15 protein-coding genes and 1 tRNA gene are annotated in these 15,870 nt (G+C 66.3%); 7 read left to right on the top strand and 9 right to left on the bottom strand.

Annotated elements, in window-relative coordinates; translation table 11 throughout:
- Positions 1 to 15: 15 nt before the first annotated feature.
- Positions 16 to 462 carry a redox-sensitive transcriptional activator SoxR gene (gene soxR, locus ACT3S6_RS03180; protein WP_444553714.1) on the bottom strand — a complete coding sequence of 149 codons (447 nt, stop codon included), beginning with the start codon at positions 460 to 462 and terminating at the stop codon, positions 16 to 18.
- A 99-nt stretch (positions 463 to 561) separates the two neighbouring features.
- Between soxR and ACT3S6_RS03175 the strand changes: the two genes are divergently transcribed.
- Positions 562 to 1,167: an HAD family hydrolase gene (locus ACT3S6_RS03175; RefSeq protein WP_444553713.1), complete on the top strand. Its 606-nt coding sequence runs from the start codon at positions 562 to 564 to the stop codon at positions 1,165 to 1,167.
- Between the two features lie 42 nt (positions 1,168 to 1,209).
- Here ACT3S6_RS03175 and ACT3S6_RS03170 read toward each other — a convergent pair whose 3' ends face one another.
- A complete protein-coding gene (locus tag ACT3S6_RS03170) occupies positions 1,210 to 2,697 on the bottom strand; it encodes a DUF2079 domain-containing protein (protein ID WP_444553712.1) in 1,488 nt (495 codons plus the stop codon).
- A 143-nt stretch (positions 2,698 to 2,840) separates the two neighbouring features.
- Positions 2,841 to 3,473, bottom strand: a complete 633-nt coding sequence (locus ACT3S6_RS03165; protein ID WP_444553711.1) for a uracil-DNA glycosylase — start codon at positions 3,471 to 3,473, stop codon at positions 2,841 to 2,843.
- A gap of 291 nt (positions 3,474 to 3,764) precedes the next feature.
- Here ACT3S6_RS03165 and ACT3S6_RS03160 point away from each other — a divergent pair, with 291 nt between their 5' ends.
- Positions 3,765 to 4,871, top strand: coding sequence for a GTP pyrophosphokinase (locus ACT3S6_RS03160; RefSeq protein ID WP_444553710.1), 1,107 nt, complete (start codon positions 3,765 to 3,767; stop codon positions 4,869 to 4,871).
- 48 nt (positions 4,872 to 4,919) lie between these two features.
- Here the strand turns inward: ACT3S6_RS03160 and ACT3S6_RS03155 are convergent, their stop codons facing one another.
- Both ACT3S6_RS03155 and ACT3S6_RS03150 read right to left on the bottom strand, forming a co-directional pair.
- On the bottom strand, positions 4,920 to 5,546 hold the full coding sequence (locus ACT3S6_RS03155; protein WP_444553709.1) for a malonic semialdehyde reductase: 627 nt from the start codon (positions 5,544 to 5,546) through the stop codon (positions 4,920 to 4,922).
- Positions 5,547 to 5,680: 134 nt separating this feature from the next.
- Entirely contained in the window at positions 5,681 to 6,376 is a 696-nt protein-coding gene (locus tag ACT3S6_RS03150; protein WP_444553708.1) for an HAD-IA family hydrolase, read from the bottom strand.
- A gap of 97 nt (positions 6,377 to 6,473) precedes the next feature.
- On the opposite strand from ACT3S6_RS03150, the gene ACT3S6_RS03145 reads away from it, so the two are divergent.
- Together ACT3S6_RS03145 and ACT3S6_RS03140 are read left to right on the top strand one after the other, a co-directional pair.
- Positions 6,474 to 7,313: an aldo/keto reductase gene (locus ACT3S6_RS03145; RefSeq protein WP_444553707.1), complete on the top strand. Its 840-nt coding sequence runs from the start codon at positions 6,474 to 6,476 to the stop codon at positions 7,311 to 7,313.
- 28 nt (positions 7,314 to 7,341) lie between these two features.
- Positions 7,342 to 8,001 (top strand): SDR family oxidoreductase, encoded by a 660-nt coding sequence (locus ACT3S6_RS03140; RefSeq protein ID WP_444553706.1) that lies wholly within the window; start codon positions 7,342 to 7,344, stop codon positions 7,999 to 8,001.
- 10 nt (positions 8,002 to 8,011) lie between these two features.
- On the opposite strand, the gene ACT3S6_RS03135 is transcribed toward ACT3S6_RS03140, so the two are convergent.
- Both ACT3S6_RS03135 and ACT3S6_RS03130 read right to left on the bottom strand, forming a co-directional pair.
- Entirely contained in the window at positions 8,012 to 9,256 is a 1,245-nt protein-coding gene (locus ACT3S6_RS03135; RefSeq protein WP_444553705.1) for an MFS transporter, read from the bottom strand.
- A gap of 219 nt (positions 9,257 to 9,475) precedes the next feature.
- Positions 9,476 to 9,551 (bottom strand) — tRNA-Arg (locus tag ACT3S6_RS03130).
- A gap of 214 nt (positions 9,552 to 9,765) precedes the next feature.
- Here ACT3S6_RS03130 and ACT3S6_RS03125 point away from each other — a divergent pair.
- Positions 9,766 to 10,311 carry a single-stranded DNA-binding protein gene (locus tag ACT3S6_RS03125; RefSeq protein WP_444553704.1) on the top strand — a complete coding sequence of 182 codons (546 nt, stop codon included), beginning with the start codon at positions 9,766 to 9,768 and terminating at the stop codon, positions 10,309 to 10,311.
- A gap of 133 nt (positions 10,312 to 10,444) precedes the next feature.
- Complete coding sequence (gene ettA, locus ACT3S6_RS03120) at positions 10,445 to 12,127, top strand: energy-dependent translational throttle protein EttA (protein WP_444553703.1); 1,683 nt, start codon at positions 10,445 to 10,447, stop codon at positions 12,125 to 12,127.
- A 79-nt stretch (positions 12,128 to 12,206) separates the two neighbouring features.
- Here ettA and ACT3S6_RS03115 read toward each other — a convergent pair whose 3' ends face one another.
- Positions 12,207 to 13,163 (bottom strand): acyl-CoA thioesterase, encoded by a 957-nt coding sequence (locus ACT3S6_RS03115; protein WP_444553702.1) that lies wholly within the window; start codon positions 13,161 to 13,163, stop codon positions 12,207 to 12,209.
- Positions 13,164 to 13,279: 116 nt separating this feature from the next.
- Between ACT3S6_RS03115 and ACT3S6_RS03110 the strand changes: the two genes are divergently transcribed.
- Positions 13,280 to 13,954 (top strand): hypothetical protein, encoded by a 675-nt coding sequence (locus ACT3S6_RS03110; protein ID WP_444553701.1) that lies wholly within the window; start codon positions 13,280 to 13,282, stop codon positions 13,952 to 13,954.
- On the opposite strand, the gene ACT3S6_RS03105 is transcribed toward ACT3S6_RS03110, so the two are convergent.
- Positions 13,926 to 15,869 (bottom strand): FtsX-like permease family protein, encoded by a 1,944-nt coding sequence (locus tag ACT3S6_RS03105; protein ID WP_444553700.1) that lies wholly within the window; start codon positions 15,867 to 15,869, stop codon positions 13,926 to 13,928. The two genes, ACT3S6_RS03110 and ACT3S6_RS03105, sit on opposite strands and share 29 nt — an antisense overlap.
- Position 15,870: the final 1 nt, after the last annotated feature.

Here is a 15,870-nt window from a genome sequence, read left to right as displayed (position 1 = left end):
TGATGGACCGCCGGTTCACTGGTCCAGCCGGGGCGCCCCGGTGGTGTCGGTGCCCAGATGGTCATCGGCATTGACGAAACCGCAGGTCGACAACGAGAGGCAACCGCAGCCGATGCATCCGTCCAGCCGGTCCCTCAGATGCTCCAACATGGTGATGCGGGCATCGATCTCACCGCGCCAGGCCTCGGAGAGATGCTGCCAATCGGATTGGTCGGGCACCCCGTCCCGCGGCAACTGCTCGAAGACCTCCAACACCGAGGCCAAGGGGATGCCGGCGCGCTGGGCGGCCCGGATGACGGCCACCCGGCGTAGCGTCGATCGGGGATACCGGCGCTGGTTGCCGGTGGTGCGCCGGCTCTGGATCAGCCCCTTGCGCTCATAGAAGTGCAGGGCCGAGACCGCGACCCCGCTGCGGGCGGACAGCTGTCCGACGCTGATCCGCGAATCGTCCTCCGACGGCATGGTTCCCTCCGGCTACTCTGGATGGTGGCCCCGGGGACGGGGGCCGCTTGGAAGAATACACCGGATCGGCTGCCGGGGACCGGGCGATACGCTGGGGTCATGACACAAACACAGCACGACGCCGGGTGGTACCTCTTCGACTACGGGATGGTCATCGCCGCCGCGCCGGCCGCCGGGGACTGGGACCGTCTGGAACAGACCGCCGGCCGGGAACTGCGGGCGCCGGGCAGCACCTATTGGGCCCATCGCCACTCCTTCGACGCCGGCGCCCTGGATTCGCCGTCGTACTGGAGCGCCGTTCTGGAACGGCCCGTGGAGCCGGCCGAAGCGGAGAACCTGGACCGACTCGATACCGCCCTGTGGTCCCAACCCGATCCGCGGACCCGGGAGGTCCTCCGGTCACTGGAATCTCGCGGGGCGTCGATGGCGGTGCTCTCGAATATGCCGGCGCGGATGTCGCAGATCTTTGAGGCAGAAGGCTGGTGGACCGGCTACTTCGAGCACCTGATCTTTTCCGGACCCCTGCGCCTGGCCAAACCCGATCCGCGGATCTACGAACACGCCCTAGCGACGATGGGCGCCGAAGCCTCCGACGTCGTATTCATCGACGATAAACGCGAGAACATCGACGCCGCCGCGGCCCTGGGTCTGGAGACCGTCCACTACACCGCCGACACCGATCTGGCGGCGGAACTGGGACTCTGAGCCGACCCGTGAGCTTGCCGGCCCCCTCCGGACGGAACCGGCTCAGTCGTGGGGCAGGTAGTTGCTGCAGACCGGGTTGACCGGGATATCGCGATGCAGGACCCAGATGCCGTGATCGTCTTCGGTGACGACCTTGAAACCCAGCTTCTTGCCCCGCTTCAGGGCCTCCTGCGGTGAGAGCGGATCCCAGCCACCGAGTTCGTCGGTATTGAAGTCGATGATCATCCAGCTGGACAGGTCGTCGCCGATATCCCCGTGCAGGCCCACATAGGTGCGCTGGACCAGATGCGGAACGGCGGTATCCGCGGCCTCGACACAGACCCCGTCGGGAATCAGGGCCACCGCCCGGGCCTGGGCCTTCGCGGTTTCGGGCATCGTCCAGTTCTGCCCGGTCAGCGTCCGGCCCAGCGGGAAGACCGCATGGATGAACAGCGTGCAGACGAACGCCAGGATCAGCAGATAGGCGGGGGCCCCGACGGCTAGTTTCCTCCTGCCGGTGCGGGCGATGATCTTCGACAGCACATGCACCGAGGCCATGAGCAGCACCGGGGCGAGCATGGCATCGTATTGGTAGACCGGGGCCCAGGTGTTCAGCCGGTCGTTGAACAACCGGCTGAGCAGGCTCGGGGCCACCAGGATCACGTAGGGGGAGAGGAAGGGCAGCAGTGCCAGCGGGACGAAGGACATCAACCAGAGCAGGACCTTCAGCTCGTGGTTGAACAGCAAGGCGATGGACTTCAACGGGTGGGACAGGATGAAGACGATCGCCGCCCCCGCCGTGGGGCCCAATGCGGTGTATTGCCAATAGGACATGGCATCGGGGGGAGCGAAGTGCGGGACCAGTATTTCGGTGACCACCAGATAACCGGCCACACCGACGACGGCCATCAGGATCGCCTTGCCCCATTGGCGGTGGAAGGCCAGGACGAGGCCCACGGCAATGAGCGTCACGCCCATGTCCTCACGGACCAGCAGAAGCACCGAGGACAGGCCCACGACCAGCCAGTACCGTCGGGCATCGAAAGCCCAGACGATCCACGCCATCAGGGGCACCGCGAAGGCCACCTCGTGGAAATCCCAGTTCACCATCGACTGGAAGGGCCACCACAAAAGCAGTGCCGCCGCCGTGAGCAAACCTCCGCGGTGACCCAGATGTTTGCGGGAGAAGAGGTAGACGGGGATGGCCGTGACCACCAGCAGGGCGATCATCCCGAAGTTGAGCATCCGCGGATCAGGCCAGATCCAATACAGCGGGGCGAAGAGGGCGATGATCGGGTGGAAGTGGTCCCCGAGCAGATTGAAGTCCACGCCCTTGATCGGCACGATCGGCGCCTTGAACAGCGAATACTGGTGGACCGCCTGGTCGAAGATGCCCAGGTCGTAGCCCTTGGCCTCGAAATTGCGGTAGCGCAGCAGCGAATGGGCGACGTACAGGATGGTCGCACCGACCATGACCGCAGCCAGCTGTAGCTTATGGGCTCGGCTGACGGGCGTCACCGCGGCTTCGGCGGCGGGTGGGGCTTCGGGCATGGCTACGAGTTTAGCGGGGTATCGGGGCCCTCGCTGGACCAGCGCCCCGGGGATTCGGTGCGGTATGGCTCACAAAAAACGGTGCCCACCTAAGCGGTGGACACCGTCCTGAGGATTCCTGCCGCAGCCGGCAGGGAGCCGGACTAGCGGATGGAAGCCAATCCGGTGCGGGCCATCGCATCGGCGTAGGCGGTCTGCATCTGGTCCAGGTGGCCCTGCTGGCGCTCGGCGGAGCCGGCGAAGGCCCGGCCGTCGAGGGACTTGACCTTATAGGTCTTGAAACCGCGACGCCACAACAGCGGGTTCTGGGTCTTGGCCAGCTGATCGGCCAGACGGTGTGCCTCGGTGCCGTGGGCGACCAGGACCGACGCACGTGGAACCTGCTTGAGCATGCGCAGCAGCGGCTTCAGGCCCGAAGTGATCTGGGCCGGTTCGAAGCGGCCATTGGCTTCACCGGGGGTATGCCACGGGGAAACGTTCCAGGGCATGACGTATTCCGGACGCAGGCCCAGCTGCCACTGCAGGGCAATCATGCGCTCGGCGGCGTCGGAGTCGCCCGGGGTGATGAAGCCGCTGTCATCGGCGATGCCGATGTTGGAGAACAGGGAGATGATCTTGACCTGGTCGACGTCGTGCTGGGGGTCGACGTAGCTGACCGAGGAGCCGGGGCGCAGCAAGGCGGTCTCGTCCAGAAGTCGGTTGACGGGGGCGATCTGCTCCTCGTAACGGCGGCTAAACAGCGTGTCGGTCGATAATTCCGGGGCAGATGCGGTCATGAAGGGGTGCTTCTCCTGGGGTTGCTGCTGGTTGCGGATAGCTGGTCCGCCGGTGATGACCGGCGCACTGGAGGACTTGCCCCCTGGGGCGCCGAGGTGAACGGGAAACGCGTCGGAAAATGCCGTTGCGTGCTTCCCACACTACTCCTTCTGGCTTTTGGACACGCCGAGGCGGCCTCCTGGTCTTCGGTGATCCATGGCACGGAGGGCCTGGAACCGGAGGATTCTCAGCGTCCACGCCGCTTGATAGTGTGTGGTGCGGTAGACAACGAGGCGAGGGAGCGACCTTTCATGGGAGCAGTATTCGACCGGCTGGATGACCAGTTGAAACCCGGGGTCGACGCAGTGACCCTCGACTACGAGCGCCTCCGCCCCCATCTGGAGCGGGTGACCGCCGACGTCACAGCACGGATCCGGGAGATCTTCGAAGGCGTTGACCTGCAGCCGCTCTTCGTGACCGGCCGGACCAAAACGGTGGACTCCTTCCGCGATAAGGCCTCACGGACGATCGAGCCCGACGAGCCCGGGGGCGATCGCCAACTCGAATTCCCCCATCCGCTGCGGGACCTCCACGACCTGGTCGGGGTGCGGGTCATCGTGTCCCTGCCCCACGAAGTCCGCGAAGCGGCCAACCTGATCAAACGCCGGCGCCACGAATTCGATTGCCGCGCCGACCGGGAGAAGGACATCGGCTCGGTGGAATCGGGGACCTACGGCTATTCCAGCCGGCACCTGATCCTGCGCACCCGGCAGAACGACGTCGTCCGTGACTACCAGAGTGAACTGGCCGAGAACGTCAGGGTCACCGGCAACTACATCTTTGAAACCCAGATCCGGACCATCCTGGCCCATGCCTGGAGTGAGATCGAGCATGACATCCGGTTCAAGAAGGTCGACCCGCGGGCCTGGAGCCCCTATCTGGACCGCCAATTCACCGCGACCGCCGCCATGCTCGAGGCCGTTGAATCGACCTTCGAGGAACTGCATGACCGCTATCTGGCGGTCACCGGCTACTGGGACCGTGACGGCGAAGGGGCCGTGGAGCTGGACCCGGGGCGGATCCGGGAGATCTGGCAGACCCTGCTACCGCATGTGGACCGCAAGGCGGACGACGACTGGGGGTGGGCCGCCGAACTGCTCGCCGCCCACGGGCTGGGTACGACGATCGAACTGGCCGGGTTGCTCGATGCCACCGCGATCACCGAAGTACGCAAGGCGTTGGACCACCGGTACTCACCGGGCCCCGACCGGCTGCTCGATGACGTGCTGCTGTGGCGTTTCGGGGCCCGCCATATCGAGTTGACCGCCGGGAAGGACCGGCAGCGTCAGGAGAGCCTGCGGCGCCGGTTGGCCCAGATGGACTCCTATCAGGCAGATAAAAACCCCGGGTCCGACTAGCACCGACCCGTCGGGTCGGTGCGCCGGTCCCGGGGCAGGCGCCGGCTACTAGATGGTGGTGGTGGCCGTCTGGTAGTCGAAGCGTGGTAGGCGCGGACGCCAGGCGTTCTCGCCGGGCTTGCCGATGTTCACGACCATGAACGTCCGCTGGGTGGTTCCGGCATGGAAGTCCTCGTCCACCCCGGCGGCGTCGAAGCCTCCCATGGGGCCGGCATGCAGACCGACGGCCCGCACGGCCATGATGAAGTAGCCCGCCTGCAGATGGGCGTTGGAGTTGCCCACATGGGAGCGTGCGGCGGCATTATCCGCACCGTCGAAGGCCTCCTTGCGGTCCGGGGCATGGGGCAGGAAGGTGGCGAAGTGCTCATGCCATTCGGTGTCGAAGCTCAGGACGGCGACCAGCGGGGCGGAGAGCGTCTTGGGCCGGTTCCCCTCGGCCATGCGGTTGACCAGGGTTTCGCGGGCGGCCTCGGAGCGGACCCAGGTGATGCGCATCGGCTGGTTGTTCATCATCGTGGGCCCCATCTTCATGAGGTCGTAGATGGCCTGGGCCGTCTCCTCGCTGACCGGCTCATCGGTGAAGCTGTTGGCCGTGCGTGCTTCACGGAAGAGTACATCGGCGGTGGCCGGGTCGATGGCCAGTTCCTGCTCGACGTCGGAGATCGTGGTGGTCATGGGGTCCTTCCGGGGGAGACGGTGGTCGGGGCATGGTGAGGTGCCGGCCACTGACGTTGTGCTGGTCTTCAATTCCCAACCATTGCATGCCTGTGCATATTTCCGCATCATGGTGTGGCCTTGATCACCGGCGCCTAGTCAACGGTCGGAAAACCAATGCGCAGCCCCGTACCGTCCCCACCGACGGCCACGGTCAGGCCCTCCAGGGTCCCCACGATCTTCGAGGCGTCCAAGGAATCGGCATCGTAGGTTCCGGTGATGCCCAGGGTCCACGCTCCGGCGGCGCGCCCGGCCTCGATCCCGGCGGGAGCGTCCTCGAAGACCAGGGTCCGCTGCGGGTCCACGCCCAGGGCGGTTGCTGCGGCCAGGTAGCCTTCGGGGTCGGGTTTGCCCTGGGCGACCGAGTCGGCGGAGACCAGGATCGCGGGGGCCTCGATCCCCGCCACCGACAACCGCACGGCGGCCAGCTCAGCGGTGCAGGAGGTGACGATCGCCCAGCGTGTCGCCGGCAACGCCGCCAGCAGTTCGGCGACACCGTCCTTGATCGCGATGCCCTCCTTCTGCTCCACCTCCAGGGCTTCGATCAGGGCCAGCGCCTCGGCCCGGCGGCCCGGTTCGATCCGTTGGGCCACGACATCCCGGGCCGGGACGCCATGCGGGTGCGGGCCGTGCTCTCCCAGCCCCATCCGATGGGACCATTCCTGCCAACACTTCTCGGTGGCCCGGGTCGAATCGATGAGGGTCCCATCGAGGTCGAACAGCAGTGCCTCGACGTCGAGATGGTCGCCGTTGGAGTGGTGACGGGCCGCTGGGCGGTGGCTGGTATCCATCAGCCCAGCCTATCGGCGGAACCGGGCTCCCGGAGTGGCCGGAAAATCGGTGGCCCGGGCCCGGGCAGGAATCGACGGGGCAGGCTAGCATGAGTGAATGTCAGAGAACCCAGCAGCAATTCCCCTTCAGAAGCTCGCCAACGGTGCCGAGATCCCGATGATCGGATTGGGCACCTGGACGATGGACGACACCGAGGCCGGAGCCGCGGTGCTCAACGCCGTCGAGGCCGGCTATCGACTGATCGACACCGCCGAGAAATACGGCAACGAAGCCGGGATCGGACAAGGTATCGCGCGCTGTCCGCTCGCCCGTAGCGAATTGTTCGTGACCACCAAGTTCAATGCCGAATGGCAGTCCTTCGACGGGGTCCGCCAGGCTTGGCGGCATTCGATCGAACAGTTGGGACTGGACTACATCGACCTGCTGCTCATCCACTGGCCGAATCCGGGGCAGGGGACCTACGTCGAAGCCTATGAGGGGCTGGTGAAGCTCCTGTCCAAGGGCAAGGTCAGGGCGATCGGGACCTCGAACTTCACCCCCGCGCAACTGACCGAACTCATGGATGCCACCGGGGTGGTGCCGGATGTGAACCAGATCCAGCATTCCCCGATGTGGAGGCGTGAAGAGGAGATTGCCTTCCACCAGCGCCACGGCATCCACACCCAGGCCTGGGCCCCGCTGGCCCGCGGCGACGCGTTGAAGGCAGCACCGGTCATCGAGGCCGCCACCGCCCACCAGAAGACCCCCGCCCAGGTGGTGCTGCGCTGGAACCTGCAGCACGGGGCATCACCGATCCCCAAGTCCCAGGATCCGGGACGGATGGCCAACAACCTCGACGTGTTCGGATTCGAACTCGACGCCGAGCAGATGGCCGCCATCGACGCCCTCGACGGGACCGGCGACGAGCTGGTCGACCCGATGGTCTTCGGCCACTGACCGCCACCACGAACCCCAGGAGCCACCCATGAAGGTCATCGTGATCGGCGGCCACGGAAAGATCGGCTTATTGCTCGGCCGCGAACTGTCCCGTCGAGGTGATCAGGTCACCTCGGTCATCCGCAATCCGGACCATGCGGAAGAGGTCCGGGCGACCGGCGCCACCGAGTTGGTGCTGGACATCGAGCGGGCCTACGGCCCCGAACTGGAACCGGCCCTGACAGGATTCGACGCCGTGGTGTTCACCGCAGGGGCCGGCGGCGGTGATCCCGAGCGCACCTACGCGGTCGACCGGGACGCGGCCATCCGCATCATGAACGCCGCCCTGGTGGCCGGAGTGCAACGCTTCGTCCTGGTCTCCTTCGCGAAAGCCGATACCCGCTACCTGAAACCGCTCGACGACCCGTTCTATCCCTATCAGGTGGCCAAGATCGCCGCCGACGAGCATCTGCGTGAATCGGCGTTGGACTGGACGATCCTGGGGCCGGGGGCGCTGACGCTGGAACCGGGAACCGGGAAGGTGGCCCCGCTGGAGCATCCGATCTCCGGGGACACCTCCACCGCGCGGGCCAATGTCGCCGCAGCCATTGCCGAAGCCTTGGCCCAACCGCGCACCATTGGTGCCACGTTGAACTTCTGCGACGGGGACCTGCCCGTGGACCAATGGTTCGCCGCAGTGGACGGGTGACCCGGTGGCGCTAACGGGGTGGGGCGCGCATGGCGCGGGGTGCGACCACCAGTGAAAGCAGCAGCATCAGCGCCACGAGATAGAACGCGTTGAGGATCCCCAGGTGTTCGCCGACCACACCGAGCACCGGCGGGCCGACCAGGAAGGCCATGTAGCCGAATATCGAGATGATGCTGACCCTCCGTGCCGACTGCGTGGGGTGGTCCGCCGCCGCCGAGACACCGATCGGGAAGCCCAGCGAACCGCCCAGGCCCCAGAGGCCCGCGGCGGCAAAGGCCGTCCACTGGGTGTCGGTCAGGATGAAGATCAGGATGCCGATGAACCCTAGTGCCCCCATGATCGTCAGGGTGTGGCGTCGGCCCAATCTGTCGATCAACGGCCCGCCGGCCGCCCGCCCGACGGTCATCGCCGCCACGAAGGTCCCGTAGACCAGGGCCCCACCGGCATTGTCGAAACCATGACCATCCACGGCAGCGATGGGCAACCAGTCGTTGGCGGAGCCTTCCACGAAGGCCATGCCCACGACCATGAGCCCCAGGAAGAACAACTGGGGTTCGGCGGCCATCTTCAGGATTTCGCGCAGCCGTGCCCCGAGGTGGGTGTGCCTCCCGACACCGGTGACCACCTGGGGCGTGGTCGGTAGGACGACGGGCTCCTTGATCCCGGGTCCGGGAAGATAGCGAACGCTCCAGCTGCCGGCGGCCGCGATGGCCACCCCGACCACCGTGAAGTGGATGGCCACCGGGAGCGAATTCATGGCTGCCACCGCGCCGAGGCCGGCACCGATGATGGTTCCGAAACTGAAGAAGGCGTGCATCATCGGCAGCAGGGTGCGCCCATTGGCCCTTTCAACCTCCGCCCCTTCGACGTTCATGACGACGTCGGTGATGCTGTAGAAGAAACCGAAGAGCACCAATATGCCGGCCGAGGCGGGGAAGGAACCCCATACCCGGGTGGCCAGGCCCAGTAACACGGTGGCCACGGCCATGGCCAGCAGCGAATATCTCAGCCCGTTGCGGGTCCCCATCCCGGCCATGTAGTTCGGGGCGGTGGCGAGTCCAGCGATGGAACCGAAGGCCAGGCCGAAGAGCATCAGTCCGATGGTGGCGGTGCTCAGGTGCATGCCGTCCCGAACCGCCGGAATGCGGGAGACCCACGAGGCGAAGCCCAGGCCTGAAAGGGTGAAGACCACGAAAACGGCATTGCGCCACGCACGGAGGTTTCCTCGAACCATGGTCGGCTGCGTGGTGGGCACCTGGATGCTTCTTCCTGTTCCTTCGGGGTCAAGATGGTGATGCGGTCCCGGAGGACCGAGGACCTCCCGATCGGATCAGCGTGTTGCTGCCGGGCGGGGGACTATCTCTGCTGCTGCCTAAAGTCTAATGGCTTTTATGCTGCGGGTGGACTATTTGTTGTTCGTGCCTCGCCGGCGCGGGCCCGGCGCGTCTGAGCGCAACGGCCTCGTGGGTGTGGGTGGTGCCCCCGGCGCGATTCGAACGCGCGACCGACAGATTAGAAGGCTGTTGCTCTATCCACTGAGCTACGGGGGCCCGTGCCCCGCAGGGCAACAGGAATCATTCTAGCGATCCGTTCCGGCAGCGCCACATCGGGCCGGCCACGGACCCCTCACACCCCCCGGTCTCCGGACGAATCAGACCGGTAGTGCACACCCTCGCCGACGGCGCCACCGCTTCTGCGGCCGACCGGCCAGTCTGGGGATCCGGGACGATCGGTCCCGGTTCGAGCGCAGCACTGGAGGACACCATGAAAGACGTGAACAACTTCATCACCGTGGTCGGCAATGTGGGGACCGACCCGGTGGTGCGCACGCATGCCAATGACTTCAAGGTCACCCAGTTCCGACTCGGGGCCGATATCCGGGGCAGGAACCAGCAAAGCGGCGAATGGGAGACCAAGAGCACCAACTGGTACACGATCAAGGTGTTTCACCAGCTGGGGCTCAATGCCCACGCCTCCCTGCGCAAGGGGCAACGGGTTTTCGTGGCCGGATACGCCAAGGTGGACCAATACACCCGTGAGGACGGCAGCACGGGGACGGGAATAGATGTCGAGGCCGAGGCCATCGGCCATGACCTCAAATTCGGGACCACCGAATTCGCCAGGCTTCCCCAACTATTCGCCCCCCGGGGCGACGGGCACCGGACGGAGCCGGGGCCACCCGCGGTCCAGGGGGACGAAGCCGAGGCGCCGTCCGGGCCGGGAACGGCCCATGCGGGTCCCTCCGCTGCCGGGTCCGGTGATGCGTGGCAGGACCAGGAGGAACCGGAGGCGGATCCGTTGGCCGGTTGAGGCCGCGGCCTCCGGTCCTGCACCACCGGTGATGGACTGTTCCGGTGGGGCCACTGCAGCAGTAGTGCCGGCAGGAGTCCTCCGGCCCCGCCCAAATAGGGAAATGTCCGCGGCAACGACTAGCCTAGAGGGCATGGCAGAATTCATTTACACCATGACCAAGGCCCGCAAGGCCGTTGGCGACAAGGTGATCCTCGACGATGTCAGCATGTCGTTCTACCCCGGCGCGAAGATCGGTGTCGTCGGCCCGAACGGTGCGGGTAAGTCGACGATCCTCAAGATCATGGCCGGCCTCGACACGCCGTCGAACGGCGAGGCACGGCTCAGCCCCGGATACTCGGTGGGCATTCTGCTGCAGGAGCCACCGCTGAACGAAGAGAAGACCGTCCTGGGCAACGTCCAGGAAGGGGTCGGGGAAATCTACGGGAAGATCTCCCGTTTCAACGAGATCTCCGAGGAGATGGCCTCACCGGACGCCGACTTCGATGCGCTGCTCGAGGAGATGGGCAAGCTGCAGGAGGCCATCGACGCCGCCGACGCCTGGGATATCGATTCCCAGCTCGAGCAGGCCATGGATGCCCTGCGTTGCCCTCCGGGTGATGCCGAGGTTTCGATCCTCTCCGGCGGTGAGCGCCGTCGTGTCGCCTTGTGCAAGCTGCTGTTGCAGAAGCCGGACCTGTTGCTCCTGGACGAACCGACCAACCACCTCGACGCCGAATCCGTGCTCTGGCTCGAACAGCACCTGCAGGCCTACCCGGGCGCCGTGCTGGCCGTGACCCACGACCGGTACTTCCTGGATCACGTGGCCCAGTGGATCGCCGAAGTCGACCGTGGCCAGCTCCACCCCTACGAAGGCAACTACTCGACGTACCTGGAGAAGAAGCAGGCCCGTCTGGCCGTCCAGGGCAAGAAGGACCAGAAGCTGTCCAAGCGTCTGAGCGATGAACTCGAATGGGTCCGCTCCAACGCCAAGGGCCGCCAGACCAAGTCCAAGGCCCGTTTGGGCCGCTACGAGGAGATGGCTGCCGAGGCCGAGCGCACCCGCAAGCTCGACTTCGAGGAAATCCAGATCCCGCCGGGTCCGCGCCTGGGCTCGCTGGTCATCGAAGCCGACAAGATCAAGAAGGGCTACGGGGACCGCGTCCTCATCGAGGACCTCTCCTTCACCCTGCCGCGAAACGGCATCGTCGGGGTCATCGGGCCCAACGGTGTCGGCAAGTCGACCTTGTTCAAGACGATCGTGGGCATGGAAGAGATCGACGACGGAGTGCTCAAGGTCGGCGACTCCGTGAAGATCTCCTACGTCGACCAGAACCGTGGTGGCATCGACCCGGAGAAGAACCTCTGGGAAGTCGTCTCCGAGGGCAATGACTACATCCAGGTCGGCAACGTCGAAATGCCCTCCCGGGCCTACGTCTCGGCGTTCGGGTTCAAGGGCCCGGACCAGCAGAAGAAGGCAGGTGTGCTCTCCGGTGGTGAACGCAACCGCTTGAACCTGGCGTTGACCCTGAAGCAGGGCGGCAACCTGTTGCTCCTTGACGAGCCGACCAACGACCTCGACGTCGAAACGCTCTCCAGCCTGGAGAATGCGCTGCTCGAGTTCCCCGGTTGCGCCGTCGTCGTCTCGCACGACCGCTGGTTCCTCGACCGGGTCGCCACCCACATCCTCTCCTACGAAGGCACGGAGGAGGATCCGGCCAACTGGTACTGGTTTGAGGGCAACTTCGAGGCCTACGAGGAAAACAAGATCGAGCGGCTGGGCCCGGATGCGGCCAAGCCCCACCGGGTGACCCACCGCCGTCTGACCCGCGGCTAGGTTCCCGGAACCACGAGCGGCGCCCCCACCGGATGATGACATCCGGCGGGGGCGCCGTATTTGTGTGGTGCGGGCGGTCCTAGCGTTTCTGTTCGTGCTTGATCGCCGCGCGCATCAGGCGCGACTGCACCCCGCCAATGATCTTGGACTTGGTATCGGTGGGAACACGGAGCATGCCTTCCTGGGCGACGGTCGCCACCAGGACGCCTTCGCGGGTGAAGAATCGTCCCTGGCCCAGCCCGCGGGCCCCGGAGGAACTGGGGCTCTCCTGGACGTAGAGCAGCCAGTCGTCGACGCGGACGTCGCGGTGCCACCACATGGCGTGGTCCAGGCTCGCGACACTCATCCCCGGGGTGATCCATGGCAGGCCATGGCGGCGCAGCACCGACTCCAACAACGTGTAGTCGCTCCCGAAGGCCAGCGCGGCCCGGTGGAGGGACTGGTCGTCGGGCAGGACCTCGTAGGACTTCATCCAGACGGCGTTCGAGGCGGTCCGGGCCTGACCGGTCGGGGCCTCGAAGTACAGGGGCTTGTCGATGTAGCGGATGTCGAAGGGGCGCTTATAGGCCCATTCGCGGGCAATGGGATGGTTGATCTTCCCGATCACCTCGGCGGTGGTCGGCAGTGATTCGGGCTCCGGAATGCCCTCGGGCATCTGCAGCTGGTGCTCCAGGCCCTCCGCCGGCTCCTGGAAGGAAGCGATCATCGACAGGATCGGCTTGCCCTTCTGGTAGGCATGGACGCGCCGGGCGGAAAAGGACCGGCCGTCACGCAGGCGTTCGACCCCGAAGGTGATGGGGATCTTCACGTTGCCGGGACGCAGGAAGTATCCGTGCATGGAGTGGATGGGCCGTCCGCCCTCGACGGTGCGCGAGGCGGCGATGACTGACTGGCCCAGGACCTGCCCACCGAAAACCCGGTCCCGGCTCTGCTCGGGAGTGTGGCCGACGAAGATGTCCTCGTCCGTGCGGGTCTGGCCGTCTCCTTCGAGATCCAGCACCCTGACCAGGGATTCGGGCACTTCTTTTTCGGGCACTATTACTCCTTGGTAGGCATTGTCCTGCGCTAGAGACTATCCGCGGGCCACCTCGCCAATCAAGCAGGAGAAACCGGAAAATAGCGTGCCGACACCGGGGGTGACAGCATGGGAACATGCTTCACGATACGCTGCTCTTCGCCGATGCCGACACCATGACTGATCTACGCACGTTCCTGACCCGGGCCCGGACCGTTGAGGACGGTCAAGTCCGGCTGCAGGCGGTTGGGACGGCACTGGCCGTCTACGTTCCGGTTCTGGCCCAGGAAGCCATCGCCGCGGCGACCCCCACCGTGCTGGGACTGCGGGTGGCCCGTCTGGCCAGCCCCGAAGCGGACGGTTTCGAAGCCGTCCATGAGCTCGGCGCGTTGACCGACCGGTTGGCGCGGGTCGATGAGTTCGAAACGACCTTGGCCTTGCCCCCGGCGGAGTCCCGGGCCGCCTGGGCCGGCATCACCCCGCCGTTGGCCGGTTGGGAGGAACTGGGTGCCTACGCCGACGACGAACTGCGGGCCCAGGCCGAAACCGGGATGCGCTCGGTCGCCGAGGCCGTTCCGGCCAGCGTGGGGCGCCCGGTCCTGGATACGGTCCGCGGGAGGATCTGGTCCGCCCCGGTGACCGGGACCGGCCCCCATGACGTGGAACTGCCGCTGGGGGCGGCCTTCGCCGCCCACACCTTGGGTTTCCTGCGGCCCGGGGGAACCAGCAGGGTCTTCAGGCAAGGCCGCTGGCTTCGGCTGTCCTCCGCGGGCGGACACACCCTCATCCGGCACGCAGCGCAATTGCTGTAGGGACCGACCGGCCCCCGGCCGGTGACCGATCACGGGTTCCGGCCCACGCCGACAGACCCATCGTCCCGACCGCGATCGACACCACGGCGGCGGCCAGTGCGCCATAGATCGGCCAGTCCACGGCCGGGTCCCAGCCTCCCAACAACCCGTAACCGACACCGAACAGTGCCGGAAGAACACACAGAGTGCCGATCACCAGGGCGGATACGGCGACGAAACCGGATTCGATGAAGACCATGAAACGCAGTTGGCTGCGGGTGGCACCCAACCGTTTCAACACGGTGAATTCGTTCTTCCTCGCCCCGGTGAGCATCACCAGGGTGTTTCCGGCAGCCAAGGCGACGAAGAGGACCAGGACCAGCAACAAGGCGTTGGAAAGGCGCTGCTGCTCGGCGGTGGAGATCACCGCTTGTTCGGCGTAGTCCGCGACACTGCTGACCGTGTATCCCCGGGAGGCGAGCGATGCTGAGGCGGCCGCGGCACCGCTGCCGGTGGTGTTCACCAGCACCGAGTCCACCCGGTCCGGGCGGTTCGTCGCCGGGATGTTGTCCTCGTTGATGATGAAGTCGCCGAATCCCAGACCGTTGCGGTAGATCGCGGCGATGGTCAGGGTGTGTTCGCTGCCGTCGCCGAAACGCACTTCGAGGGGGTCATTGAGGCCCTTTCCGGTCCCCAGCGTGGCCACATCGCTCACGGCGATGGTCCCGGGGGTCGAAAGATCCTCCAGCCTCCCCTGCGTGAGCCCCGGATCAAGGAACCGGCCCGGGTGGTCTCCCACCGTGCGCAGGGCCCCGGGTTCCCAGAGGAAGTCATTGAACAGGGCCAGATCCTCGTCATCGTCCTCGAGCTTCGTGCTGACCGGGACGGTAGAGCTGGCCATCGCGGACTCCACCCCCGGGACCTGTCCCACCTCGGTGGCGTTTTCGGTGCCCAGACCCGTGGGGGAGGAGACCACCAGATTGACTTCCAGGCCCTCGCGGAGCTGCAGCCCGGCCGCTCCGACGGTACCGACCCCCACCCCGGACTGGACGGTTCCCAAGGCCAGCAACAGGGCCAGGGGGATGATCGCGGTGGTGAGCCGACGCGAGAAACCCCGGGTGTTGGCGATCGCCAGTACCGCCGGCCCGGCCGGGCCCGACCGGACGAGCCTGACCGCAGCCCGGGCCACCCACCCGATCATGGCCGGCCCGCCCAACGCGGCCGCGGCGATGAGCAGGAACGCGGACGAGGCACCGCTGGAGCTGCCGATGGTGTTCGGCAGGATGATGGGGATCACGGAGGACCCCGAGCCCGCCGCCAGGAAGCTCCAGGCCGAGATACGCCGGACGGGGGAGAGCACCGGGGTTTCCATGGCGCTGCCGCTGACGGCCGCCATCGGGCTGACGCGGGTCAGGCTCCTGGCGCCCAGGTGTGCCGTGAGCAGGCTCGTGGCCAACAGCACCACCACGGCACCCACTGCGGGAAGTGCGGTGATGGTTGGCTCGAACCCTGCCGGGACGATCCCGCTGCGGCGCAACAGCGGCAGGAGCAGGCCGGAAGCGTAGAGCCCGGGGATGGCCCCGAGCGGTGCGGCCAGGCAGAAGACGGCAAAGACTTCGGCGGTGATCATCGAACGAATCTGAGCGGAGGTGGCCCCGATGGCCCGAAGCAGGGCGAATTGCTGCTGGCGTTGCCGTAGCGAGGCGGCGAAGGTCTGGGAGAGCACCAGGACGACCAGGATCAGGGCCGTGCCGGCGAAGGAACCGGCCACCGTCAGGAGCTGGGACACGGGGGAGCCCGAGGCCCCGGCGTTCAGCCCCGCTGCCAGGTAGACTCCGGTGGCCGAAAGCAAGGCGGCCGCAAGGAGCACGATCAGAAAGCTGCCGATGAAACTGGAACGATGGGCGCGCAATGCGGAGAGGGTCGTGGACCACATG

It is taken from the genome of Arthrobacter sp. AOP36-C1-22, assembly GCF_052377515.1.
Lineage (GTDB): Bacteria > Actinomycetota > Actinomycetes > Actinomycetales > Micrococcaceae > Arthrobacter_H.
Note: the sequence above shows the minus strand (reverse complement) of the source record. Positions and strands in the feature narration are given on the sequence as shown.

Coding starts and splice junctions, on each gene's coding strand:
- ACT3S6_RS03125 (WP_444553704.1), top strand. CDS start 9,766: ATGAAAGACGTGAACAACTTCATCACCGTGGTCGGCAATGTGGGGACC.
- soxR (WP_444553714.1), bottom strand. CDS start 462: ATGCCGTCGGAGGACGATTCGCGGATCAGCGTCGGACAGCTGTCCGCC.
- ACT3S6_RS03150 (WP_444553708.1), bottom strand. CDS start 6,376: ATGGATACCAGCCACCGCCCAGCGGCCCGTCACCACTCCAACGGCGAC.
- ACT3S6_RS03110 (WP_444553701.1), top strand. CDS start 13,280: ATGCTTCACGATACGCTGCTCTTCGCCGATGCCGACACCATGACTGAT.
- ACT3S6_RS03105 (WP_444553700.1), bottom strand. CDS start 15,869: ATGTGGTCCACGACCCTCTCCGCATTGCGCGCCCATCGTTCCAGTTTC.
- ACT3S6_RS03175 (WP_444553713.1), top strand. CDS start 562: ATGACACAAACACAGCACGACGCCGGGTGGTACCTCTTCGACTACGGG.
- ACT3S6_RS03155 (WP_444553709.1), bottom strand. CDS start 5,546: ATGACCACCACGATCTCCGACGTCGAGCAGGAACTGGCCATCGACCCG.
- ACT3S6_RS03160 (WP_444553710.1), top strand. CDS start 3,765: ATGGGAGCAGTATTCGACCGGCTGGATGACCAGTTGAAACCCGGGGTC.
- ACT3S6_RS03165 (WP_444553711.1), bottom strand. CDS start 3,473: ATGACCGCATCTGCCCCGGAATTATCGACCGACACGCTGTTTAGCCGC.
- ACT3S6_RS03140 (WP_444553706.1), top strand. CDS start 7,342: ATGAAGGTCATCGTGATCGGCGGCCACGGAAAGATCGGCTTATTGCTC.
- ACT3S6_RS03170 (WP_444553712.1), bottom strand. CDS start 2,697: ATGCCCGAAGCCCCACCCGCCGCCGAAGCCGCGGTGACGCCCGTCAGC.
- ACT3S6_RS03145 (WP_444553707.1), top strand. CDS start 6,474: ATGTCAGAGAACCCAGCAGCAATTCCCCTTCAGAAGCTCGCCAACGGT.
- ettA (WP_444553703.1), top strand. CDS start 10,445: ATGGCAGAATTCATTTACACCATGACCAAGGCCCGCAAGGCCGTTGGC.